Origin of the sequence: Curtobacterium sp. MCLR17_059, from assembly GCF_003234665.1 — a bacterium.
GTDB lineage: Bacteria > Actinomycetota > Actinomycetes > Actinomycetales > Microbacteriaceae > Curtobacterium > Curtobacterium flaccumfaciens.
Genome location: NZ_QKSU01000006.1, coordinates 217,289 through 239,678, shown reverse-complemented (window position 1 = coordinate 239,678; position 22,390 = coordinate 217,289). Strand labels below are relative to the sequence as shown.

At 71.4% G+C, this 22,390-nt stretch carries 23 protein-coding genes; 8 read left to right on the top strand and 15 right to left on the bottom strand.

From position 1 onward, the window contains the following. The first annotated feature begins 63 nt into the window (after positions 1 to 63). The 3 genes from DEJ12_RS10755 (at position 64) to DEJ12_RS10745 (ending at position 3,239) form a co-directional block, all read left to right on the top strand. Positions 64 to 1,470 carry an APC family permease gene (locus DEJ12_RS10755; RefSeq protein WP_071405068.1) on the top strand — a complete coding sequence of 469 codons (1,407 nt, stop codon included), beginning with the start codon at positions 64 to 66 and terminating at the stop codon, positions 1,468 to 1,470. Further along, positions 1,467 to 2,396 (top strand): acetamidase/formamidase family protein, encoded by a 930-nt coding sequence (locus DEJ12_RS10750; RefSeq protein WP_111029990.1) that lies wholly within the window; start codon positions 1,467 to 1,469, stop codon positions 2,394 to 2,396. Before DEJ12_RS10755 ends, DEJ12_RS10750 begins: the two co-directional genes overlap by 4 nt. A 75-nt stretch (positions 2,397 to 2,471) precedes the next feature. Further along, the gene (locus DEJ12_RS10745; RefSeq protein ID WP_258370611.1) at positions 2,472 to 3,239 is read left to right on the top strand and encodes an SGNH/GDSL hydrolase family protein; all 768 of its coding nucleotides are present in this window, start codon (positions 2,472 to 2,474) and stop codon (positions 3,237 to 3,239) included. A 45-nt stretch (positions 3,240 to 3,284) separates the two neighbouring features. On the opposite strand, the gene DEJ12_RS10740 is transcribed toward DEJ12_RS10745, so the two are convergent. The 3 genes from DEJ12_RS10740 to DEJ12_RS10730 form a co-directional block, all read right to left on the bottom strand. Beyond that, positions 3,285 to 3,776 (bottom strand): GNAT family N-acetyltransferase, encoded by a 492-nt coding sequence (locus DEJ12_RS10740; protein ID WP_110862263.1) that lies wholly within the window; start codon positions 3,774 to 3,776, stop codon positions 3,285 to 3,287. A gap of 4 nt (positions 3,777 to 3,780) precedes the next feature. Continuing rightward, on the bottom strand, positions 3,781 to 5,184 hold the full coding sequence (locus DEJ12_RS10735; protein ID WP_071405065.1) for an LLM class flavin-dependent oxidoreductase: 1,404 nt from the start codon (positions 5,182 to 5,184) through the stop codon (positions 3,781 to 3,783). A gap of 137 nt (positions 5,185 to 5,321) precedes the next feature. Next, entirely contained in the window at positions 5,322 to 5,690 is a 369-nt protein-coding gene (locus DEJ12_RS10730) for a VOC family protein (protein ID WP_111029989.1), read from the bottom strand. A 62-nt stretch (positions 5,691 to 5,752) separates the two neighbouring features. On the opposite strand from DEJ12_RS10730, the gene DEJ12_RS10725 reads away from it, so the two are divergent. Together DEJ12_RS10725 and DEJ12_RS10720 are read left to right on the top strand one after the other, a co-directional pair. After that, positions 5,753 to 6,202, top strand: coding sequence for a MarR family winged helix-turn-helix transcriptional regulator (locus tag DEJ12_RS10725; protein WP_111029988.1), 450 nt, complete (start codon positions 5,753 to 5,755; stop codon positions 6,200 to 6,202). A 28-nt stretch (positions 6,203 to 6,230) separates the two neighbouring features. After that, a complete protein-coding gene (locus DEJ12_RS10720; protein WP_111029987.1) occupies positions 6,231 to 6,686 on the top strand; it encodes a GNAT family N-acetyltransferase in 456 nt (151 codons plus the stop codon). On the opposite strand, the gene DEJ12_RS10715 is transcribed toward DEJ12_RS10720, so the two are convergent. After that, positions 6,640 to 6,909, bottom strand: coding sequence for a hypothetical protein (locus DEJ12_RS10715; RefSeq protein WP_111029986.1), 270 nt, complete (start codon positions 6,907 to 6,909; stop codon positions 6,640 to 6,642). The genes DEJ12_RS10720 and DEJ12_RS10715 overlap by 47 nt on opposite strands. A gap of 99 nt (positions 6,910 to 7,008) precedes the next feature. After that, positions 7,009 to 7,584 (bottom strand): TetR family transcriptional regulator, encoded by a 576-nt coding sequence (locus tag DEJ12_RS10705; protein ID WP_111029985.1) that lies wholly within the window; start codon positions 7,582 to 7,584, stop codon positions 7,009 to 7,011. Positions 7,585 to 7,679: 95 nt separating this feature from the next. On the opposite strand from DEJ12_RS10705, the gene DEJ12_RS10700 reads away from it, so the two are divergent. After that, positions 7,680 to 8,732: a zinc-binding alcohol dehydrogenase family protein gene (locus DEJ12_RS10700; RefSeq protein WP_111029984.1), complete on the top strand. Its 1,053-nt coding sequence runs from the start codon at positions 7,680 to 7,682 to the stop codon at positions 8,730 to 8,732. Here the strand turns inward: DEJ12_RS10700 and DEJ12_RS10695 are convergent. From DEJ12_RS10695 to DEJ12_RS10665, 7 genes are all read right to left on the bottom strand, one after another. Next, positions 8,719 to 9,195: a GNAT family N-acetyltransferase gene (locus DEJ12_RS10695; protein ID WP_111029983.1), complete on the bottom strand. Its 477-nt coding sequence runs from the start codon at positions 9,193 to 9,195 to the stop codon at positions 8,719 to 8,721. The genes DEJ12_RS10700 and DEJ12_RS10695 overlap by 14 nt on opposite strands. Before the next feature lie 135 nt (positions 9,196 to 9,330). Beyond that, positions 9,331 to 9,780, bottom strand: coding sequence for a Fe-S cluster assembly sulfur transfer protein SufU (gene sufU / locus DEJ12_RS10690; RefSeq protein WP_111022150.1), 450 nt, complete (start codon positions 9,778 to 9,780; stop codon positions 9,331 to 9,333). Then, the gene (locus tag DEJ12_RS10685) at positions 9,777 to 11,069 is read right to left on the bottom strand and encodes an aminotransferase class V-fold PLP-dependent enzyme (protein ID WP_111029982.1); all 1,293 of its coding nucleotides are present in this window, start codon (positions 11,067 to 11,069) and stop codon (positions 9,777 to 9,779) included. The genes sufU and DEJ12_RS10685 overlap by 4 nt, the downstream gene beginning before the upstream one ends. A 135-nt stretch (positions 11,070 to 11,204) precedes the next feature. Continuing rightward, positions 11,205 to 11,417: an Rv0909 family putative TA system antitoxin gene (locus DEJ12_RS10680; RefSeq protein WP_071247674.1), complete on the bottom strand. Its 213-nt coding sequence runs from the start codon at positions 11,415 to 11,417 to the stop codon at positions 11,205 to 11,207. Between the two features lie 95 nt (positions 11,418 to 11,512). Continuing rightward, complete coding sequence (locus tag DEJ12_RS10675; protein ID WP_071405054.1) at positions 11,513 to 12,796, bottom strand: chloride channel protein; 1,284 nt, start codon at positions 12,794 to 12,796, stop codon at positions 11,513 to 11,515. A gap of 100 nt (positions 12,797 to 12,896) precedes the next feature. Further along, on the bottom strand, positions 12,897 to 15,008 hold the full coding sequence (locus tag DEJ12_RS10670; RefSeq protein WP_111029981.1) for an alpha-galactosidase: 2,112 nt from the start codon (positions 15,006 to 15,008) through the stop codon (positions 12,897 to 12,899). Positions 15,009 to 15,133: 125 nt separating this feature from the next. Further along, positions 15,134 to 16,117 (bottom strand): magnesium and cobalt transport protein CorA, encoded by a 984-nt coding sequence (locus DEJ12_RS10665; RefSeq protein WP_111029980.1) that lies wholly within the window; start codon positions 16,115 to 16,117, stop codon positions 15,134 to 15,136. Positions 16,118 to 16,270: 153 nt separating this feature from the next. Between DEJ12_RS10665 and DEJ12_RS10660 the strand changes: the two genes are divergently transcribed. Next, on the top strand, positions 16,271 to 17,080 hold the full coding sequence (locus tag DEJ12_RS10660; protein WP_111029979.1) for a tryptophan-rich sensory protein: 810 nt from the start codon (positions 16,271 to 16,273) through the stop codon (positions 17,078 to 17,080). A gap of 153 nt (positions 17,081 to 17,233) precedes the next feature. Here DEJ12_RS10660 and ald read toward each other — a convergent pair whose 3' ends face one another. From ald to DEJ12_RS10645, 3 genes are all read right to left on the bottom strand, one after another. Beyond that, a complete protein-coding gene (gene ald / locus DEJ12_RS10655) occupies positions 17,234 to 18,334 on the bottom strand; it encodes an alanine dehydrogenase (protein ID WP_111029978.1) in 1,101 nt (366 codons plus the stop codon). Between the two features lie 141 nt (positions 18,335 to 18,475). Further along, the gene (locus DEJ12_RS10650) at positions 18,476 to 19,435 is read right to left on the bottom strand and encodes an AraC family transcriptional regulator (protein WP_111029977.1); all 960 of its coding nucleotides are present in this window, start codon (positions 19,433 to 19,435) and stop codon (positions 18,476 to 18,478) included. A gap of 48 nt (positions 19,436 to 19,483) precedes the next feature. Further along, positions 19,484 to 20,446 (bottom strand): sugar-binding transcriptional regulator, encoded by a 963-nt coding sequence (locus DEJ12_RS10645; RefSeq protein ID WP_027466231.1) that lies wholly within the window; start codon positions 20,444 to 20,446, stop codon positions 19,484 to 19,486. A 192-nt stretch (positions 20,447 to 20,638) separates the two neighbouring features. On the opposite strand from DEJ12_RS10645, the gene DEJ12_RS10640 reads away from it, so the two are divergent. After that, positions 20,639 to 22,372, top strand: coding sequence for a glycerol-3-phosphate dehydrogenase/oxidase (locus DEJ12_RS10640; RefSeq protein WP_042538186.1), 1,734 nt, complete (start codon positions 20,639 to 20,641; stop codon positions 22,370 to 22,372). The last annotated feature ends 18 nt before the right edge of the window (positions 22,373 to 22,390 follow it).

The window sequence follows — 22,390 nt, the reverse complement described above, 5'->3', positions numbered from 1 at the left end:
AGATGTGTATAAGAGACAGCCCCCACCGCCGCACCCGTCCCTCCACCCGAAACGGAACCCGACATGTCGCAGCAGCACAGCGAGCTCTCCGCACAGCAGCAGCTCGAGGCCTACGGCTACAAGCAGGAGCTCAAGCGCTCCGTCTCCACCACCGACCTGCTCATCTACGGCCTGGTCTTCATGGTCCCGATCGCCCCCTGGGCGATCTTCGGGACCGTCTACAACGCCTCCAGCGGCATGGTGCCGCTGGTGTACCTCGTCGGCCTCGTCGCGATGATCTTCACCGCCCTGGCCTACGCGCAGATGGCGAAGTCGATCCCCCTCGCCGGCAGCGTGTTCTCCTACGTCGGCCGCGGCATCCACCCCACCGCCGGGTTCTTCGCCGGCTGGGCGATCCTGCTCGACTACCTGCTCGTCCCGACGCTGCTCTACGTGTTCGCCGCGGAGAGCATGGTCGGCATCTTCCCGGGCACGCCCCGCTGGCTGTGGGCACTCGTGTTCGTCGCGATCAACACCGTCATCAACCTGGCCGGGGTGTCCTCGCTCAAGCTCGCGAACCGCATCTTCCTGCTCATCGAGCTCGTCTTCGTCGCGATCTTCGTCGTCATCGCCATCGTCGCGCTGACCGGTGGCACGATCCCCGACGCGTCCTTCGGCACCGAGCAGATCTGGGACCCGGCCAAGGTGTCGGCGCCGCTCATCGCCTCGGCCCTGTCGATCGCGGTGCTGAGCTTCCTGGGCTTCGACGGCATCTCGACGCTGTCCGAGGAGTCCACCGGCCGTCGTGGCGGAGCCGGCACGGCGATGATCCTGGCGCTCGTGATCGTGGCGTTCCTGTTCATCCTGCAGACCTGGCTCGCATCCGCCCTGGCCGCGGGGCGGGACTCGTTCTCGGACAGCGAGGCCGGCAACGCCTTCTTCACCATCGTCGAGCAGGCTTCGTCGAGCGGGTGGGCGACCGCGTTCTTCGCCGTCAACGTGCTCGCCGTCGGCATCGCGAACGCCATGGCCGCACAGGCCGCGACGAGCCGCCTGCTCTTCTCGATGAGCCGCGACCGTCAGCTGCCCGCGTTCCTGCACAAGCTCAACGGGCGCCAGGTGCCGCAGAACGCGATCATCGTCGTCTCGGTGCTCTCCGCGATCCTGGTGCTGTTCTTCGTCGGGCAGATCGACACGATCTCGTCGCTCGTGAACTTCGGCGCCCTGTTCGGCTTCATGCTCCTGCACGTGTCCGTCTTCGTGCACCACGTCGTGAAGGGCAAGTCGCGCAACTGGCTGCTGCACCTGGTCGTGCCGCTGGTCGGGTTCCTGATCATCGGGTACGTCCTGCTCAACGCCGCGGTCGAGGCGAAGGTCGGCGGCATCATCTGGCTGATCGTCGGCGCGGCCGTGTTCCTGTACTACCGACGCACCGGCCGCTCCACCGAGGTGGGCTCCGAAGCAGAACCGACGACGGAGGACGCACGATGACCCCGGACCACTTCCTGCCGAACACCCTCGGCCGCCCCGGGTTCTCGGCCGACCGGGAGCCCGTGCTGCGGGTCCGCCCCGGCACCGGCGAGACCATCGGCTTCGAGACCACCGACGCCGTCTACGCCGAACTCGACCAGCACCACGACATGGCGCAGCTGCAGGCACCCATCAACCCGGTGACCGGCCCGGTGTTCGTCGAGGGTGCGGAACCCGGCGACACCCTCGTGGTGACCATCCACGCCATCGAGCTGACCACGCACGGCTGGTCGGTGTCCCTGCCCGGCTCCGGGGCCCTGCAGCACGTGATGGGCGACCGGGTCTTCGCCCGCCGCTGCCCGATCTCGGACGACATGGTGCAGGTGTCCGACCGGCACCGGTTCCCCGTCCGGCCGATGATCGGGTGCATCGGCACGGCCCCGGCCGAGGGCGAGAACTCGACGATCATGCCGGCCTACCCGGAGGGCGGCAACATGGACGTCACCGAGGCCCGCCCCGGCTCGACCGTCTCACTGCCCGTCCGGGTCCCCGGTGCGCTGCTGTCGATCGGCGACATCCACGCGCTCATGGCCGAGGGCGAGTCGTCGTTCGTCGCCATCGAGGCCCAGGGCACCGCGATCGTCTCCGTCGACCTGGTCAAGGGCGGCCCGGTGCTCCGCGCACCCCGCATCGAGACCGCCGACGACTGGCTGTTCGTCGGCCTCGGCGACCCCGTGCAGGAGAGCGTCCGGCGCGGGTACGAGGACGCCTTCGCGTTCCTCGTCGACGAGCACGGCTGGACCCCCGAGGACGCCTACGCGGTACTCAGCGCGGTCGGTGACTCGAAGCTCGGCGGGCCGACCGGCTCCACCGCCCCGGACCCGTTGCACCCCTTCGCCGCCGTCGGTGCGGTCACCCTGCACCGGGTGCCGAAGGCGGTGCTGTGAGGGTTCATTGATGCGGGTTCCCGGTACGGCTGTCGTGCCGGGAACCTGCACAGGCGTGTGCACGATGATGGGCGCATGCACGACACCATCCGCTACGTCGCGATCGGCGACAGCTTCTCGGAGGGCATCGGCGACGCCGGACCCGCTCCGTTCCCCGGCTGGACCGGACGACTCGCGAGCGCGATGGCGGGAGCCTCGGACGCCCACGTCTCGTACGCGAACCTCGCGGTGCGCGGCCGACTGCTCGCCGGGGTCCTCGACGGCCAGCTCGAGGCCGCCCTCGCGCTCGACCCAGCGCCGACCCTCATCACCTTCTGCGCCGGCGGCAACGACCTGCTGCGCCCGCGCTTCGAGGTGGACGCGCTGATCGGGCAGGTCGAGGCCGCCGCCGACCGGGTCGAGGCCACCGGCGCGCGCCTGGCACTCCTGAGCCCGGCCGACCCGAGCGCCCGCCTGCCCCTCGGATCCCTGATCAACCGCCGCGGTGACGCCTGGGCCGAGGCGCTCGGCACCCTCGCCCGACGCCGCGGTCTGCCGTTCGTCGACGTCTCCCGCGACCCGCACCTGCGCCGTGCGGAGTTCTGGTCGGACGACCGGCTGCACATGAACGCCACCGGGCACCAGCGCGTCGCGGACCTGGCGCTGCACGCGGTCCTGGACGGCCCCGCGCCGGTCGAGCCCGCGGACCCCGGTGCCGCCCGGACCCGTCTGGGCGAGGAACTCCGCTACTACCGCGAGTACGTCCTGCCGTGGGTCCAGCGCCGGATCACCCGCACGTCGTCCGGCGACGGGCGCTCGGCGACCTACCCGACGTGGACGCCGGTGCGCGCTCAGGACGCGTAGCCAGCGTCAGCCCGCCGCAGCCCGCGCCGGCCCGCCTCGGCCCGCTCAGCCCGCGACGTACACGCGGGTGGTGACCCCGCTCAGCGCGTGCGCGAACTCGTCGCCCGTCGCCACGAAGCCGCCCGCCTCGTACAGCCGCACCGCCCGGTCGTTGTCGCCGAGCACGTGCAGCACCACGCGGGGGTGTCCGGCAGCCCGGGCGTCGTGCACCGCCTCGGACAGCAGCGACCGTCCGACCCCGCGAGCCTGCACCCCGGGCCGCACCGCGAGCAACGACAGGTAGGCGGCGTCCGCCGGGTCCGTCGACCGCCCGGTGCCCGGTGCCGTCACGAGCACGAAGCCGTCGACCGCACCGTCCGGGCCGGGAGCCACCAGCCAGGCGACGTGCTCCGCCGCGAACTTCTGCCGCGCGCGCTCCCGCACCGCCGGGTCCTCGGCGGCACCGTCACGGGCAGCCACCGCCGCGGCCCACAGGTCGATGCAGGTGTCGGTCTCGTCCGGGGTCGCAGGACGCACGACCACGGACGACTCGATCACCCGATCAGCCTACGACCGCCCGGCTCCCGATCCTGAACGACGCCCCACGGTGCTCGTCGGGCAGCCGGTCCCCGCGGCCGTGCAGCTTCTGGCGGAGCGACCCCGGCTCGTACTCCTCCGGGTAGGCCCCACGGGCACGGAGCTCCGGGATCACGAACTCGATGACGTCCTCCCACGTGCCCGGGGTCACCGCGTAGGCCAGGTTGAAGCCGTCGACGTCGGTCAGCTCCTGGATCTCCTGCAGCCGGTCGGCGATCGTCGCTCCCCCGCCGACCGCCACCGGGCCGAGCCCGCCGATCGCCGTCTGCCGCGCCAGGTCACGGATCGTCCACTTCGACCCGTCCTCCCCCGTCGCTGCCGCGATGTTCGCCGCCGCCGACTGGATCGCGTTCGACTCGACGTCACCGAGGGGCTGGTCCGGGTCCCACTGCGACAGGTCGACGCCCATCCAGCCGGAGTTGAGCACCAGCGCGCCGAGCTCCGACGCGTACGACAGGTAGTCCTCGTACTTCGCCTGGGCCAGCTCGTCGGTGGCGTCCGTGATCACGGTGAGCAGCGTGTAGACGCGGGCAGCGTACCGGTCGCGACCAGCTGCCTCCAGGGCGTCCCGGACCTTCGCGACGGTCGACGCGAGCTGCTCGACGGTCGGTGCGCCCACGAAGACCGCTTCCGCGTTCTCCGCGGCGAAGCGGATGCCGCGCGGTGACGCACCCGCCTGGTAGATGACGGGCGTGCGCTGCACGGACGGTTCGGACAGGTGGATGCCCGGCACGTCGAAGTGCGTGCCGTGGTGCTCGATCGGGTGCACCTTCGCCGGGTCCGTGAAGACCCCGGCTTCACGGTCGGCGACGACGGCGTCGTCCTCCCACGAGCCCTCCCACAGCTTGTAGAGGACCTCGAGGTACTCGTCCGCCACGTCGTACCGGTCGTCGTGCGACAGCTGGTCGGTCTGGCCCATGTTCCGCGCGGCGCTCGGCAGGTACCCGGTGACGACGTTCCAGCCGACCCGGCCCTTGGTCAAGTGGTCGAGCGTCGACATGCGTCGGGCGAACGGGTACGGGTGCTCGTACGCGGTGCCGGCCGTGATGCCGAAGCCCAGGTGCTCGGTCACCGATGCCATCGCCGACACGAGCAGGATCGGGTCGTTCACGGGCACCTGCGACCCGGTGCGGAGCGCGGCCTCGTTCGAGCCGCCGTACACGTCGTAGGTGCCCAGGACGTCCGCGATGAAGATGCCGTCGAACGCCCCGCGCTCGAGCGTCTTCGCCAGGTCCGTCCAGTAGGTCAGGTCGCGGTAGTCCCGCGACCGGTCGCGGGGGTGCCGCCACAGTCCGGAGGACTGGTGCGCGACGCAGTTCATGTCGAACGCGTTGAAGCGGATCTGCCGGTGCTCGCTGCTGGTGGTCACGGGTCGAGACGCTACGTCGGACACCTGCGACCGTCACGGATCGTGACGAAGCGTGACGGTCGGCTCCGGCACCGGCCTGGACGCCCGCCCCGCGTCCGTCACGTCACCCGCGGCGGGCGCGTGGCCGGTTCCAGGGCTCAGGCGCGGTCGTGGAGCGTGACGTGGTAGCCGTCGGGGTCGGCGAACGTGAACGTCCGACCGAAGGGCCCGTCGATCGGCGCCGAGACGATGCGGTGCCCGTCGGCGTCCAGCGCGTCGTGGATCGCCTGCACGTCCGTCGCGTGCAGCCAGACCGCGGCGCCGAGGCCGGGCTGCGCCACCGCGTCGAGGTCCGTGCCGGGCACCACGTCGCGCAGGGCGAAGGCGATCGGCGTGGTCTCGAACACGACGGCGTGCGGCGGACCGGCCTGCGAGCGGACGAGGCCGAGGTACCGCTCGTAGAACGCCTGCGAGGCGTCGAGGTCGCGGGTCTGCAGGGAGATGAAGTCGGGGCCGGTGACGGGCATGTGGTGCTCCTTGAGTACGTGTCAGTCTTCTGACACAGGACAAGCTATGTCAGACTACTGACATGCGTCAAGATGACACCGGCATCCACCTCGAGACGTCGATCGGCTACCTGCTCAAGGAGACTGCGAGCGCCCTCCGCGCGTCGATGGAGGCCGTGCTGCGCCCGCTCGGCATGACGGTGACGCACTACTCCTGCCTCGAACTGCTCGCACAGCGCCCCGGACTGTCGAACTCCGAACTCGCGCGTGGCACGTTCGTGACCCGGCAGTCGATGAACGTGCTGCTGCAGACCCTGGAGCGCGACGGCTTCGTCACCCGTGCCACCGAACCGTCGGTCGGCAAGGCGCTCCCCACGCAGCTGACCGACAGCGGGCGACGGAGCCTGGCGCAGGCGAGTGCGGCGATCCGCGGGGTCGAGCAGCGGATGCTCGCCGATCTGACCGAGGACCAGCAGACCGAGGCCCGTCAGATCCTGCGGAGCATGGTCGCTTCGCTCCGCAGTGCGGCCTGAGCGCACGCGGGGTTCGTAGGCTGAGCGGATGGACGTCGCACTGCGGGACAGCACCACCGAGGACCTCGAGTGGCTCGTCGAGCTTCGGGCCGTGGTGCTGCGCGAAGATCTGTCACGCCTCGGGGTGTTCGACGAGACGCGCGTCCGACAGCGCCTCCGCGACGCGTTCCAGCCGCAGCTGACCCGCATCGTCGTGGTCGACGGTCGCGACGTCGGGTCGATCACCGTGCGGGTCGAGGACGACGTCCGCTGGGTCGAGCACTTCTACCTCGCGCCCGACGTCCAAGGCCGTGGAGTCGGGTCGACCGTGCTGCGCGCCGTCCTCGACGAGCCCCACGACGGCCCGACGCGGCTCAACGTGCTGGTGGGCAGCCCGGCTCGCCGACTCTACGAACGACACGGCTTCGTGCTCGACACCGACGACGGCGTCGACGTGTTCATGACGCTGCGGGCCGCCGATCGAGCACCGCACGGAGTGCACTGAGCTGCTCGTCGACCACGTCGGCCATCCGGCGCTCGGCCGGTCCGGTGAGCCAGGCCTCGAGGGCCAGGTGGAACAGCATCACGGTCGTCTCGGCGATGACCGCTGCCTCGGACGGATCGAGCCCGCGGTGGACGAAGGCCCCGCGCACCGCGTCCGTCAGGTCGGCACGCTTCCGGGCGTCGCGCTCCCGGAGCGAGGACTCGGACAGCACCAGCCGCCGCACCGAGCCGACCTCGCCGTGCCGCCCCTCGAACCGCTCGTCGGCGACGGTGCGGAGAACGACACGGCTTCGTGCTCGACACCGACGACGGCGTCGACGTGTTCATGACGCTGCGGGCCGCCGATCGAGCACCGCACGGAGTGCACTGAGCTGCTCGTCGACCACGTCGGCCATCCGGCGCTCGGCCGGTCCGGTGAGCCAGGCCTCGAGGGCCAGGTGGAACAGCATCACGGTCGTCTCGGCGATGACCGCTGCCTCGGACGGATCGAGCCCGCGGTGGACGAAGGCCCCGCGCACCGCGTCCGTCAGGTCGGCACGCTTCCGGGCGTCGCGCTCCCGGAGCGAGGACTCGGACAGCACCAGCCGCCGCACCGAGCCGACCTCGCCGTGCCGCCCCTCGAACCGCTCGTCGGCGACGGTGCGGAGGCCGTGCACGACGATGTCGAGCGGGTCGATCCCGGCCGGCGCGCCCTCGATGGCAGCCCGGGCGAGGTCGGGGATCTCGTCACCGGCGAAGATCACCTCGCGCTTGTCGGCGAAGTACCGGAAGAAGGTGCGGGTCGTCAGGCCGGCCCGTGCGGTGATCTGCGGCACGGTCGTCGCCTGGTAGCCCTGCTCAGCGAAGAGCTCGAACGCCGCTCGCTCGAGTCGCCCTCGGGCATCCGGAGACCAACGCATGTGTCCACAGTAGTGGTGATGACACGTCGTGTCATGGTTGACTGGGCGATGACACGTCGTGTCATGACTCACTTCGAGCAAGAGATCGGGACACCATGTCGCCATCGGGCAACGCAGCACTCTGGACCACGTCGACCGGGCGGTTCACCGTCGGGCCCGCACCGGTCCCCCAGCCCGGCCCCGGCGAACTCGTCGTCCGCGCCGAGGCGGTCGCCGTCAACCCGGTCGACGCCGTCGGCGGGCTCTTCCGGCACCTGGTGTTCCCGAAGCTGCGGTTCCCCGCGGTCCTCGGGTCGGACGTCGCCGGCACGGTCGTCGCGATCGGCCCGGACGTCGAGCGCTTCCGCGTGGGCGACCGGGTCGTCGGGCACGCCGCGGGGCAGGAACAGCACCGGAACAGTGCTGCCGAAGGGGCCTTCCAGCACCTGGTCCTGCTGCTCGACCGTGTGACGACCCCGGTTCCGGATGCCCTGCCCGCCGAGCAGGCAGCGGTCCTGCCACTCGCCGTCTCGACCGCCGCGGCCGGTCTCTTCGAGCCGGATCAGCTCGCGCTGTCGCTCCCGACGGCCGACACGTCCGAGCGCCCCGGGGTCGTCCTGGTGTGGGGCGCGTCCACGAGCGTCGGCGCCAACGCCGTCCAGCTCGCCCGGGCCGCCGGCTACGCCGTGATCGGCACCGCATCGCCGAAGAACCACGGGTTCGTGCAGGACCTCGGGGCCGAGGCCGTGTTCGACTACCGCGACGGCGGTGCCGAACGCCGCATCCTCGAGGCACTCGCCGACCGGGAGCTCGCCGGCACCCTCGCCTTCGGCCAGGGCTCGCTGACCCGCACGCTCCCGATCGTCCGGGCAGCCACCGGCTCCGGTCGGCTCGCATCCGCGTACCCGACACCGGTGACGACGATCCGGGCGCGGCTCGAGCGCCGACACGGGGTCCACGTCACCGCGATCTGGGGCGGCCGCCCGACGGAGTCCGAGGTCGGCCCCGGGATCTACCGCGACTTCCTGCCCGAGGCGCTCCGCACCGGTCGGTACCGAGCGACGCCGACCGCATCCGTCGTCGGATCGGGACTCGCCGCGATCCCGGACGCCCTCGCCGAACTCCGCGCCGGTGTCTCAGCCCGGAAGCTCGTCGTCACGCTCCCCTGAGCGACTTCGCGTACCAGCGGTCCGAGTACGGATCGTCGTTGAACGGCGCCACCCGGACGAAGCCGAGCCGTTCGTAGAGCGCACAGGCCTCGGCGAGCTCAGCACGGGTGTCCAGCCGCAGCGACGTGATCCCGCGTCCCCTGCAGACGTCCTCGACGTGGCGCAGGAGCGCCGAACCGACGCCTCGGCCGCGGTGCTCCGGCAGCGTGAACACCTTCGTCAGCTCGCCGACGACACCGACGAAGCGCACGCCGGCGCAGGCGACAGCGGCTTCCCCGTCACTCGCGACGACGAACACCCCGGAGTCCCCCTGCAGGTCGTCGTACGGCTCCTCGTCGAGCGCCCGGTCGACCTCGGCCGGCGTCGCCGCCCGCCCGTACCACCGCGACGCGACCTCCGTCAGGTAGGCCCGCACGATCGCGTCGGCCCGGCCTGCGCCGGGTCGCTCCGTCTCGATGATCATCGCGCCCCTTGAACAGGCATACCGTTCAAGCCTTCCGGGGCCTGGTCGGCGACCAGCTGCGGACGGGAGGCGCGGGGCGGGCCCGCAACGGGCCTCCCGGTCGGTCGGTGGTCGCGATCGCGAGCCGCAGCCGGCTCAGCGGGCCGCGGTCGCCTCGCGCGCGGCGGCTTCCGCCGCGACCCAGGCGAGCATGCCGCACTTGACGCGCATGACGAACTTCGAGACGCCGTGGAAGGCGACGAGGTCCTCGAGGACGTCCTCGTCGGGCTCACCGACACCGCGCGAGCGCATCATGGTGCGGAACTCCTCGGTCAGTGCGAGGAACTCGGGCACGGTGCGGCCGACGGCCATGTCGGTGAGGACCGATGCCGAGGCCATCGAGATCGAGCAGCCGTCGCCCTGCCAGGCGAGCCCGGCGATCCGGTCGGTGCCGGGTTCGAGCCGCAGGCTGACCGTGATCTCGTCGCCGCACGTGGGGTTCCGCTCGAAGTGCGAGGCATCCGCGTCGGGCATCGCACCGTCGCCGTGACGCGCCTTCGCGTGGTCGAGGATGACCTGCTGGTACAGGCTGTCGAGGGCGTTCACGCGGTCGCTCCGAAGTAGTCGCGGATCTCGGCGACGGCTGCGAGGAACCGGTCGACGTCGTGCTCGGTCGTGTAGACGTAGGTGCTCGCGCGGCTGGTGGCGACCAGACCGAGGCGGCGGTGCAGCGGCTGCGCGCAGTGGTGGCCGGAGCGCACGGCGATGCCCTGCGCGTCGAGGTACTGCGAGACGTCGTGGGCGTGCACGCCGTCGACGTCGAAGGACACCAGGCCGGAGCGCGGGACACCGGCGGGCGGACCGACCAGGCGGATGCCGGGTACGGCGGCGAGGCCGTCGAGCATCCGGCGGGCGAGGTGCTCCTCGTGGGCGCGGACGCGTTCCATGCCGATGCCCTGCAGGTAGCGGACGGCCTCGGCGAGGGCGACCGCCTGGGACACGGGCTGCGTGCCGGCCTCGAACCGCTCGGGCGCCGGCATGAACTCGGAGCCCTCCATCGTCACGGTGGTGATCATCGAGCCGCCGGTGCGGAACGGCGGCAGGGCGTCGAGCAGCTCGGCACGGCCCCAGAGCACGCCGATGCCGTTCGGGCCGAGCATCTTGTGCCCGGAGAACGCGGCGAAGTCGACCCCGAGCTGCTGCACGTCGAGGGGACGGTGCGGTGCGGACTGGCAGGCGTCGAGCACCACGAGGGCGCCGCGGGCGTGGGCGAGGCCGACGACCTGCTCGACGGGGGCGATCATCCCGGTGACGTTCGAGACGTGCGAGAACGCGACGACCTTCGTGCGGTCCGTGATCAGGGCCGCGGCGTCGTCGGCGGTCCAGGTGCCGTCGTCGGCGACCGGGATCCAGCGCAGGGTGGCACCGGTCAGCGCGGCGAGCTCCTGCCACGGGACGAGGTTGGCGTGGTGTTCGGCCTCGGTGACGAGGATCTCGTCACCGGTGCCCAGGCGGAAGCGCTCCGCGTCGGCACCGCCGCGGCCACGGCTGGCGTTGGCCATGCCGTAGGCGACGAGGTTGAGGGCGTCGGTGGCGTTCGCGGTCCAGACGACCTCGGTCGGGGCGGCGGCACCGATGAAGCCGGCGACGGTGGCGCGGGCGTCCTCGTAGGCGTCGGTGCTGAGCGCCGCGAGCGTGTGGGCCCCGCGGTGGACGGCGGCGTTGTCGTGTTCGAGGAACCGGCGCTCGGCGTCGAGGACCTGGCGCGGGCGTTCAGCCGTCGCCCCGGAGTCCAGGTACGCCAACGGCTGCCCGTTCACGTCCTGCGCGAGGATCGGGAAGTCCCGCTTGATCGCCTCGACCTCGGTCTCGGTGAGCGGCTGGTTCGGCGCCACGACTGTCACGTCTCGTCCTCCTGGTGCTGCTGTCCGGAGCAACCCGTCCATGGTGTCCATTGTTCCCGACCGCGTCCAGTCGGCACGGCGACGGCCCAGGACCACGCCGGGTCCCGGGCCGTTGCACGTCGTCCGCTACTCGTTGCCGATCTTCTTGTCCGCAGCGTCGCGGGCACCGTCGATCTTGTCGTCGTACTTGCCGCCCGTGGCCTTCTTGACCGCGTCGGCCACACCGCCGAGCACCTTGTCGCTGACGCCCTCGGCCTTCTCGCTCTGCAGGGCGTCCTGGACCTTGCCGTCCTTCAGGAACTCCTGGGCCTTCTTCGTGATGTCGTCGAACCCCGCCATCGGCTGCTCCTCGTCTCGGTGCGGAGCCCGTCGCTCCGTCCTGGCGCCGACAGTAGGCCCCGGGGCCGCCGTCCGTACCGGAACGCTCGGGGTCTTCACACCATCTGGGCGCTGCGACGGCGCGCGAGCACGTACCCGACGGCGACCGCGCCGGACACCGCGAGCAACGAGGGCACGAGGATGTCGGTGCCCTGCTGGGTGAACTCGACGACGAGCACCAGGGCGGTGAACGGCGCCCGCATGGTGGTGGCGAGGAAGGCCGCCGCACCGACGAAGGCGAAGGCCGCCAGGCTCGGGCCGTCGGCCGGCCACAGCAGCAGCCACGCACCGCCCAGCCCACCGCCGATCGCGGAACCGATCGCGATCGAGGGGGTCAGCGTGCCACCGACCGCACCCGCTCCGATGGTCGCCGAGGTGGTCACGGTCCGCAGGACACCGAGCAACAGCAGCAGGACGATCGGTGAGAGGCCGGCGAACGAGGCGTCGTCGAGCGTGGTGTTCATCGCGACGAGGCCGAGCGCCCGCCCGTTGCCGAGGATCTCCGGGAACGGGATCGCGATGAGCCCCACCATCGCGAAGACCACCGGCAGCACGACGAGCAGGTGCCAGCCCTTCGGCGCGATGCCCTGCAGCCGGTTGGTCAGCTTGACGAACCCGACCCCGGCGAGCCCCAGCACGGGCCCGACGACGATCGCCCAGACGAGCAGCGACGGCGACAGGTGCATCGCGGGCACGTGGTACAGCACCTCGTCCGGGATCACGAGCCGGGCGGTGATGGCGGCGACCGCACTCGTGGCGAAGGCGGGCAGGGCGGTCGCGAAGCTGATCTCCCCGAGCAGGACCTCGACCGCGAACAGCGCACCACCGAGGGGTACGTCGTACACGGCGGCGAGGCCGGCCGCAGCACCGCAGGCGACGAGGATCTTCGTCTCGCGCGCGGTCAGTCCCGCACGACGGGTGACGAGCTGGGCGAGCCAGGCCCCGACCTCACGCGGCGCCACCTCTTTGCCGATGGACGCGCCGAGCCCCACGGCCAGGATCTGGATGCCGGCGTTCGCGAGCGTCGCCAGGGCCGGCATCCGCTTGCCGTCGACGGCCGCGGTGACCGAGACGATCGAGCGCCCCCACCGACGGAGCGCCCACCAGGCGAACCCGGTCAGGACCCCGGCCGCCGTGAGCGCGAGGAACCGGTTCAGACCCGACGATGCGTCGGCGGCCTCGAGGTGCCCGCCGAACCCGTACCCGAAGGCGACGAACTGGATGAGCTGGAGCGCGAGCCAGACCGCGATGCCGGCGATGCCGCCGGAGACGCCCACCAGGGCGGTGACGACGGCGAGCTTGAGGGCCCAGACCGGGGTCGCGTGTCCGGAGTGCGGCATGACCGGAAGCCTAACGGGCTGGACGCACCCGATGACGGACCGCAACGGGCCCGCCGGACGCGGGACGGGCCTCCAGGCCGGGAGCCCCGACCACCCGCCGTCAGACGGCCGTCACCCGGAACGGCACCACGCAGTCGGCCGGCATGAGCGGCGGCTGCAGGCCGACGGTGCCGAGCACCCGGCCGCTGAACACCCGCGGGCCGGACCACCAGTCCGGTCGCACCAGGTCGTGGCCGTCGCCGATGACCACCGGGTCGACGCGGTACGACGTGTCGGGGTCGAGGTCGCGGAAGGTGACCCGGCCGGTGGCGGAGACCTCGGAGCGGCCGATGCTGGCGAGGAAGAAGACGGCACGTTGCCGGTCCGGCGCGACCGTGCCGTACACGAGCCGTGCGTCGTCGACCTCGTCCGAGCGCACCAGGTCACCGCCGTGCAGGAGCGGGCGGAGCTCGCGGTACAGCGCGATCCACTCGGTCAGTGCAGCGGACTCGTCGGCGGTCGCGCCGGCCAGGTCCCACTCGATGCCGAGGTGGCCGACCAGGGCGGTGCCGGCACGGAAGGCGAGGTCGTGGACGCGACCGGTCGTGTGGTTCCGGCCGCTCGCGATGTGCGACCCGAGCAGCTCCGGCGGCAGGAGCTGCTGCGTCCACCGGTGCATCTGCTGGCGCTCCAGCGGGTCGATGTCGTCCGACACCCACACCCGCGCGGTGTGCTCGATGACGCCGAGGTCGACCCGACCGCCACCCGACGAGCACGACTCGATCTCCAGGGACGGGAACCGCTCGCCGAGCGTCGCCATCAACCGGTACGCGGCGAGGGTCTGCTCGTGGACCGCCGCGCCGCCGCCCGGGAACCCCGCCTCGACGAGGTCGCGGTTGTGGTCCCACTTCACGGCGTCGACCGCGTACTCGCCGATGATCGCCGTCATCCGTTCGAGCACGTGGTCGAAGGCCTCGGGGATCGCCAGGTTCAGCACCTGCTGGTCGCGGGAACGCGCGGGCAGCCGACCGTCGGCCTGCAGTATCCACTCCGGGTGGGCACGGGCGAGGTCGCTGTCCTCGTTCACCATCTCGGGTTCGAACCACAGGCCGAACTCCATGCCGAGCGCACGGACGCGGTCGACCAGCGGTCCGAGACCGTCTGGCCAGACGTCCTCGTCGACGTACCAGTCACCGAGGCCGGCGTGGTCGTCGCGGCGGCCACGGAACCAGCCGTCGTCGAGCACGTAGCGTTCGACGCCGAGGGCCGCAGCACGCTCGGCGAGGTCGACGAGGCGGGCCAGGTCGTGGTCGAAGTACACGGCCTCCCACACGTTGATCGTCATCGGGCGGGGCGTCGTCGGGTGCTGCGGGCGGCTGCGGAGCCAGCGGTGGAACCGTCGGGCCTGGTCGTCGAGGCCGTCCCCGTGGGCGAAGTACACCCACGGCCCCTCGTACGTGCCACCGGTGTCGAGCCGGACCTCGCCGGGCAGCAGGAGTTCGCCGCCGCCGATGACCTGGCGGCCGGTGGCGAGCCGTTCGGCGTGGTGCCGGTGGTTGCCGCTCCAGGCGGTGTGGACGCCCCAGACCCGGCCGTGTGCGAAGCCGAAGCCCGGCTCCCCCACCGTCAGCACGGTCGCGGCGTCGGTGCCGGTACGCCCCTTCCGTCCCTCGCGCTGGTGGGTCCCCACGACGAGTTCGCGGCGCTGCGGGGTCCGCTCCTTGCCCCAGCGGCCGGCGAAGTCCAGGACCTCGCGCGCTCCCGACGGGATCGGCATCGCGAGCGTCAGGTCGTCGACGGTGTAGGCGCCGTCGGCGGTGTTCGTCACGCCCGCGCGGGCCCGCACGAGCCCGGAGCCGAGCATCTCGATGGTGACCCGGACGGTGAGCCCGGCGGTGGTGTCCTCGGCGTCGGCGGTGACCGCGGAGTCGGTGACCGCGAGCGACGTCACGGTGAACGCCGGCGACCAGTCGGCGCCGTCACGGTGCCCGGCGAGCCCTGGACGACCGCTCCAGCCCCGGTGTGGCTCGGGCAGCACCGACAGGCGGACCGGGTCGTCCATCTCGTTCGGGGACACCGGGGTGACGTCGGCGTCGGCGAGGGCAGTCAGCGCGTCGGTGTGGAGCGGTCCGAGTGCCGCTCCCCAGTGCACGACGGCGGGGAGCGCGTCGTCGCGGCAGTCCAGGACGAGCGAGACGCCACCGGCGGTCAGGTGGACGAGTTCGTGCGGCATGCGGGCTCCAGTCGGCGTCGTTGCACGTCAGAGCTTTCCGGTCCGGAGCCGTCCGCTGCAAATCCTGCTGCGGCGCGGCTCCGGTTGCGCCGCAGCCCAGGCTGTGGCGCGGCTCCGGTTGCGGCTCAGAACCAGCGCTTGACCTTGAACACCACGTACAGGATCGCGGCGAACAGGACCATCGCGACGATCGACAGCGGGTACCCCCACGTCCAACCGAGTTCGGGCATGTGCGTGAAGTTCATCCCGTAGATCGCGGCGATGAGGGTCGGTGCGAACAGGATCGCCGCCCAGCCGGAGATCTTCTTCGTGTCGTCGTTCTGCTTCTGCGCCGCCAGGGTCGAATCGACGGTCAGGGCGTTCTGCAGCAGCTGCCGGAACGTGTCGAGGCGCTCCACCACCCGGATCGCGTGGTCGAGGACGTCGCGGAACCGCCGCTGCATCTCGATCGGCAGGTGGTACTTCTCCGCGCCGCGGTGCAGGTTCTCGATCATGTAGACGAGTGGACGCGCGGCACGCTGGAAGTCGACGACCTCGCCGAACAGCTCGTACACGCGCCGGGACACCCCGGCCTCACCCGAGAACAGCTGGTCCTCGATCTGGTTGATGTCCTCCTCGAGTCCGTCGATCACCGGCACGTAGCCGTCGACGATGGAGTCCATGAGCGCCCAGAGCTGCGCCTGCGGGCCGACGGTCACCAGCCCCGGCTTGCCGCTCAACCGCTGCAGCGCCTTGGGAACGGTCTGCTTGCCGCGGGGATCGGCCTTCACGACAGCGAGGAAGAAGGTCTCACCGACGAAGGCGTGCACCTCGCCGAACGCCACCTCTTCCTGCTGGTCGTTGTACAGCGCCGGCTTGAGCACCACGAACAGCGTCGAGCCGTAGCGCTCGAGCTTCGGTCGCTGGTGCCCCTCGGCGGAGTCCTCGACGGCGAGTTCGTGCAGGCCGAGGGCGACCGCGACGTCGCCGAGTTCCTCGGCGTCGGGCTGGTGCAGGACGATGCACGCGCTGGCGCCCTGCTCGTCGAGCATCCGGAAGGTGTCGTCGAGGGACGGACTCGCGATCGGTGCGATCCGGTCGATGTAGACGGTGTTCAGTTCGACGCTCACGCGCCCACCGTACGCAGGGTGGCCGGTCTCCGGCCTGGAGGCCCGTGGCGGCCCCGCCACACGCCCCGCGTCCTGCCTGAACGTGCGCTGCACGACCGCCGCCACCGGCCGCCTACGGTGCAGGTCATCAGCATGCTGACGAAAGGGACTGTCATGAAGAGGATCTGGAAGCGCATCGCGGTGGCCGTGAGCGCGGTCGTCGCCGTCATCGGCGCGTACGTGGGGTCGGGCGCTGCCGGTGGCACGCCCATCCAGGACGCCGCCGGTGGCGCCCTGTCGGCGTCCTCGACCACGATCGCCCCGGACGGCCCGGCCTTCTCGATCTGGAGTGTCGTCTACGCCGGTCTCATCGGCTACGCGGTCCTGCAGCTCTTCCGCACCGCGAACGACGAGCGGCACGAGCGGCTGGTGGTGCCGGCGGTGCTCTCCCTGCTGCTCAACGCCGCGTGGATCCTGTCGGTGCAGTTCGGGTTCCTGTGGGCGAGCGAGCCGATCATCGTCGCCCTGCTCGTCGTGCTGATCTGGACGTTCACGATCCTGCGCCGGACCCCGTCCCGCGGCGTCGTCGAGGCGATCCTCACCGACGGCACGTTCGGGCTGTACCTCGGGTGGGTCTGCGTCGCGACGGCCGCGAACACCGCTGCGGTGCTGACAGCGGCGGGCTTCCGGGGCTTCGGACTCGGGCAGGACCCGTGGGGCGTGGTCGTCGCCGCGGTGGCCGGGCTCGTCGGGGTCCTCATCGCGCTGTGGGGCCGGGGACGCCTGGCGCCCATGGCCTCGGTCGCGTGGGGTCTGGCGTGGGTCGCCGTGGCCCGGTTCGAGGGGCCGCTCGTCTCGGTGCCGACGGCGGTCGCGGCCGTGGTGGCTGCGGCGGCCGTGGTCGTCGTGACCGTGGTGGTGCGTGCCCGCGCCGGCTGGGTCGGACGCCGTGCCGGTCGGGCGGCGGCCCCGGTGGCGGCCTGACGCGCGGCTACCTGCGCGTCAGGCCCGCGAAAGCGACAGCTCCCGCGGCCTCGCACCCGTCCGGGCCGCGAAAGCGACAGTTCCCCGCCGATGTTCGGCGGGGAACTGTCGCTTTCGCGAAGTGGGCGGCCGGACAGCCCGACGCCCCCGGCCTCAGCGCACGGACGTCACCAGGCCGTGGGCGGCGGCGACCGCGGCGTTCGTGACCCGGCCGTCGTGCACGTTCAGGCCGGCGGCGAGTGCGGGGTCGGCCTCGAGCGCGGCCTCCCAGCCACGGTCGGCGATCGCGACGGCGTACGGCAGCGTGGCGTTCGTCAGCGAGATCGTGCTCGTGCGCGGGACGGCCCCGGGCATGTTCGCCACGCAGTAGTACACGGTGTCGTGCACGGCGAACGTGGGGTCGTCGTGGGTGGTCGGGTGGGAGCCCTCGAAGCAGCCGCCCTGGTCGATCGCGATGTCGACCAGCACCGAGCCCGGCCGCATGTCGGCGACCATCGCGTCGGTGACGAGCTTCGGCGCGGACGCCCCGGGGATGAGCACGGAGCCGATCACCAGGTCGGCGTCGCGCAGGGCCTCGGCGATGGCGTGCGCCGACGAGCGCAGGGTCGTGACGCGGCCGTCGAACCGGGCGTCCAGGGCCCGGAGCCGCGGCAGGCTGATGTCGAACACCGTGACGTCGGCGCCCATGCCGAGCGCCATCGTCGCGGCGTGCTCCCCCGCGACGCCGCCGCCGATGACGACCACGCGGCCCTTCGGCGTGCCGGGGACCCCGCCGAGCAGCAGCCCGCGCCCACCGTTGGTGCGCATCAGGTGGAACGCGCCGACCTGGGCGGAGAGTCGCCCGGCGACCTCGGACATCGGCGACAGCAGGGGCAGCGAGCGGTCCGGCAGCTGCACGGTCTCGTAGGCGATCGCCGTCGCACCCGAGTCGATGAGCGCGTCGGTCAGCGGTCGGTCGGCGGCGAGGTGCAGGTAGGTGAAGAGCACCTGGCCCGGCCGGATCATCGGGTACTCCGACGCGACCGGCTCCTTCACCTTGAGGATCAGCTCGGCGTGCTCCCACACCTCGGCCGCGGTGTCGACGATCGTGGCGCCGGCGGTGCGGTACTCGTCGTCGGTGAAGGCCGAACCGGACCCGGCCCCGGCCTGCACCAACACCTGGTGGCCGTGCGACCCGAGCTCGGCGACACCGGCGGGCGTGGCCGCGACGCGGTACTCGTTGTTCTTGATCTCGCTGGGGACGCCGATGCGCATGCTGACTCCTTCGTGGGCGGTGCGTTCGTCCCGTCCATTGAGCACCGGATTCGCCCACAGCAGCGCTCAGCCGAACATCCGGACAGCCGCAGCGCGATCCGTGTCATCAGATTCGGCGGAGCGGTCCGCAGCAGCAGTCGGTCAGTGCCCGCGCAGCGACTCGCTCGGCAGCTCCCCGAAACGGCTGCGGTAGGTCGCCGAGAAGCGCCCGAGGTGCCCGAAGCCCCACGTCCGCGCGATCTCGGCCACCGTCGTCTCGTCCAGGCCACTGCCGACCAGGTCGGTCCGGGCACCGTCGAGTCGCACGCCGCGCAGGAGTTCCCCCGGAGTCTGGTCGAGGTGCCGACGGAGGGACTGCTGCAGCCCGCGCGGGCTGAGCCCCGCCGCCGCGGCGATGTCCGGGGTACCGATCGCTTCGCGCGCGTGCTCGTGCACGAACTCGAGCGCCCGGCGCAGGCGGTCGTGCTCCGGGCCGCTGCCGGACACCGTCGCACGCCACTTGTTGCGCTGCGGGAACGCCCGGATCGCCGCGGTCGCGAAGGCCTCGGCGATGTCGTGCTGCACCATCGGACTCATCGACCGGTCGACGTCGAGCCACGTGGCCGAGTACTTCCGCACCACCGACCGCCACAGCGCGATGCCGTCGGCCGTCGGACGGCGCATCGGCTCGAAGGCGAAGTCGTCGTCACCGGCCACGGCACGGACGAAGTCGCGGTCCAGGTGCACCAGGTTCAGGGCGATGTCGCGGTGGTGCAGCGCGTACGGCTCGGCGAAGGGCAGCACGACGGGCACCCCGGCCTCGAGCTCGTACGTCTCGCCACCCGTGGTGATCCGGCTCGAGCCGCTCCGCATCCAGGCGACCAGGAACTCGTCGTCGACCTGGCTCTCGCTCCGCAGGTCGACCATGAACCGTGACGAGCGCAGGGACATCCGCTCGTCACCGACGCCGGCGAAGTCCCAGTGGGCGTTCTCGTGGGTGCGACGGACCAGTGGTGCACGGAAGTCGTAGTCGCCCGTGAAGAACGCGAGCGCCTGGTCGACGTCGCTGCCGACCATCCGCCGGAAGTACCGCTGACCGGGCTGTTCGAGAGAAAGCACCATGGTCGAGAACCTACGACGGACCACCGACAAACTGCGTCAGGTCCTGACTCAGGGCTGCAGGATCGCCTGCCCCACGCTCTCGTCCAGGATCAGGTCCGTGATGAGCCCGGCGGCCAGCGCGCCCCGCAGCGACGCCGCCTTCGACCGCCCGGCGACGACGCAGACCCGCCGCGGCGCGCGCTTGATCGTGTCGAGGTCCGGAGCGCCGGCCCGGGCGTTCACCCCGATGTCCTTCCACGAGCCGTCGGCCCGGTAGAACACCGTCGAGACGTCCCCGACGACCCCCGCCTGCGTGAGCTCGTCGCGGTCCTCGGGGTCGAGGTACCCGCCGGAGTACACGTGCGAGGGCACCGGGGCCTGCGGGGCACCGACACCGAACACGACGAGGTCCATCCGCTCGTGCAGGTCGAGCACGCGGCGGATCGATCGCTCCCGGAACAGGGCCTCCTTCGTCGCGGGGTCGTCGAAGAACGCCGGCACCGGGAACTGCTGGACGAACGCGCCGTAGGCCTCGCCGAACCGGCGCAGGATCTCGGACGCGTAGACGATGCCGGTGGTGCGGGTGTTCGCGGCGCCGTTGATCTGCACGATCGTCGAGCCGTGGGTGGTCTTCGGCACCAGGTAGCGGCTGACCGCACTCACGGTCGAGCCCCACGAGATCCCGATGACCATGTTCGACTCGACGTACTGCGTCAGGATCCGGGCGGCGGACAGCGCGACCCGCTCGAGCCGGTCGACGTCGCTCGTGTGGTCCGGCACCGGGACGACGTGCGCGTGCACCCCGAAGCGGGAGCGGATGCTCCGGCTCAGCGCAGCGGCCTGGTCCAGGGGCGACCGGATCTGGATGTCGACGAGCCCGGTGTCCCTGGCGTACTTGAGCAGCCGCGACACCGACGAGCGCGAGGTGCCGAGTTCGTCGGCGATCGCGTCCATCGTCAGGTCCTGCAGGTAGTACAGGTGGGCGGCGCGCAGCGCCTGCTGCGTGCGCATGGGCTGAGCCGCATCGCTCATGGTGCTCCGATCTGTCGAACGCAACCATGCACGGACGTGCAGGGCCTCTGCAACCCCTGCCGCGCCTCCTGACCGCCGTGTCGGGCCGGGACGACACGTGTGCTGCACGTTCGTGCACGCAAGTTGCCCGCCCTGTCGAACGAGCGCACGATCGATCCTGACCCCACGAACAGACGAAGGAAGCGACGAACCATGTCGAAGAAGACACAGCCCCGGAACACGGTGACCGCCCTCACCGAGCGCCCGAACGCGCAGGTCCTCGTCGTCGGCGGCGGCATCAACGGCATCGCGACGTTCCGCGACCTGGCGCTCCAGGGCGTCGACGTCGCCCTGGTCGAGCGTGGCGACTACGCCTCCGGTGCCTCCGCGGCCTCGAGCCACATGATCCACGGCGGTATCCGCTACCTGGAGAACGGCGAGTTCCGCCTGGTGCGCGAGAGCGTGCAGGAGCGCAACGGCCTGATCCGCATCGCCCCGCACTACGTCAAGCCGCTGCAGACGACCATGCCGATCTTCTCGACGTTCTCCGGCATCATGAACGCCCCGCTGCGCATGCTGACGCACAAGCAGCGCTCCACCAAGGAGCGCGGCGCGATGCTCATCAAGATCGGCATGACGATCTACGACTCCTTCTCGCGTGACGGCGGCTCCGTCCCGAAGCACGTCTTCCGCACCAAGAAGGCCGCGCTCGAGGACATGCCCGCCCTCAACAAGGACCTGAAGTACACGGGTACCTACTACGACGCGAGCGTGCACGAGCCCGAGCGCCTGGCCCTCGACGTCCTGAAGGACGGCCTGGCCGCCGGAGCCGACAAGGCACGCGCCGTCAACTACGTCGAGGCAGCCGGCACCCGCGACGGCGGCGTCCTGCTGCGCGACCGCGAGACCGGCGACGAGTTCGTCTTCACGGCCGACGTCGTGATCAACGCCTCCGGCCCCTGGACCGACCTGACGAACGAGGCGTTCGGCGGCGAGACGAAGTTCATGGGCGGCACGAAGGGCTCGCACATCGTCGTCCACAACGACGAGCTGCTCGAGGCCACCAAGGGCCGCGAGCTGTTCTTCGAGAACGACGACGGCCGCATCGTCCTCATCTATCCGCTCAAGGGCCGGGTGCTCATCGGCACGACCGACATCGACGCCGACCCCTCGAAGCCGGTCACGACGACCGACGAGGAGATCGACTACTTCTTCGGGCTCGTCAAGCACGTGTTCCCGCAGATCGACGTCACCCGCGACCACATCGTCTACAGCTACTCCGGTATCCGTCCGCTCCCCCGCCACGAGGACACCGCCCCCGGCTTCGTGTCCCGTGACTACCGGATCGTGGACACCCAGATCGCCGGGCTGCCGAAGTCGACCGTGCTGTCGCTCGTCGGTGGCAAGTGGACGACCTTCCGTGCCCTCGCTGCACACCTGTCCACCGAGGCGACGACCAAGCTCGGCATGAGCCGCAAGGTCGACACCACGGGCATGCCGATCGGCGGTGGCAAGGAGTTCCCGACCACGGACGCCCAGCGCGCCCTGTGGATCAAGTCGCACCGCGACGGCCTGGACGAGTCCCTGGTCGAGGGGCTGCTCGAGCGCTACGGCACCCGTGCCGCCGAGGTCGTGGACGTCCTGACCGACGGCCCGGTCGAGCCGCTCGAGTCCGACCCGTCGCTCACCCGCGCCGAGGTCGCGTACTTCGCCCGCCACGAGCAGGCCGTCCACCTGGTCGACGTCGTCCTGCGCCGCACGAACCTGGCGTTCGTCGGCGGGGTCACGATCGACCTGCTCGACGAGCTGGCCGACGTGCTCGCCGGTGCGCTCGGCTGGACGACCGAGGAGCGCGCGGACGAGGTCCAGCGCACGCTCGACGTGCTGCGTGAGTCGCACGGCGTGATCGTGCCGCTGACGTCCGCGTCGGCGTCGCAGCTCGCGTAGTCGACGCGACCGACCGCA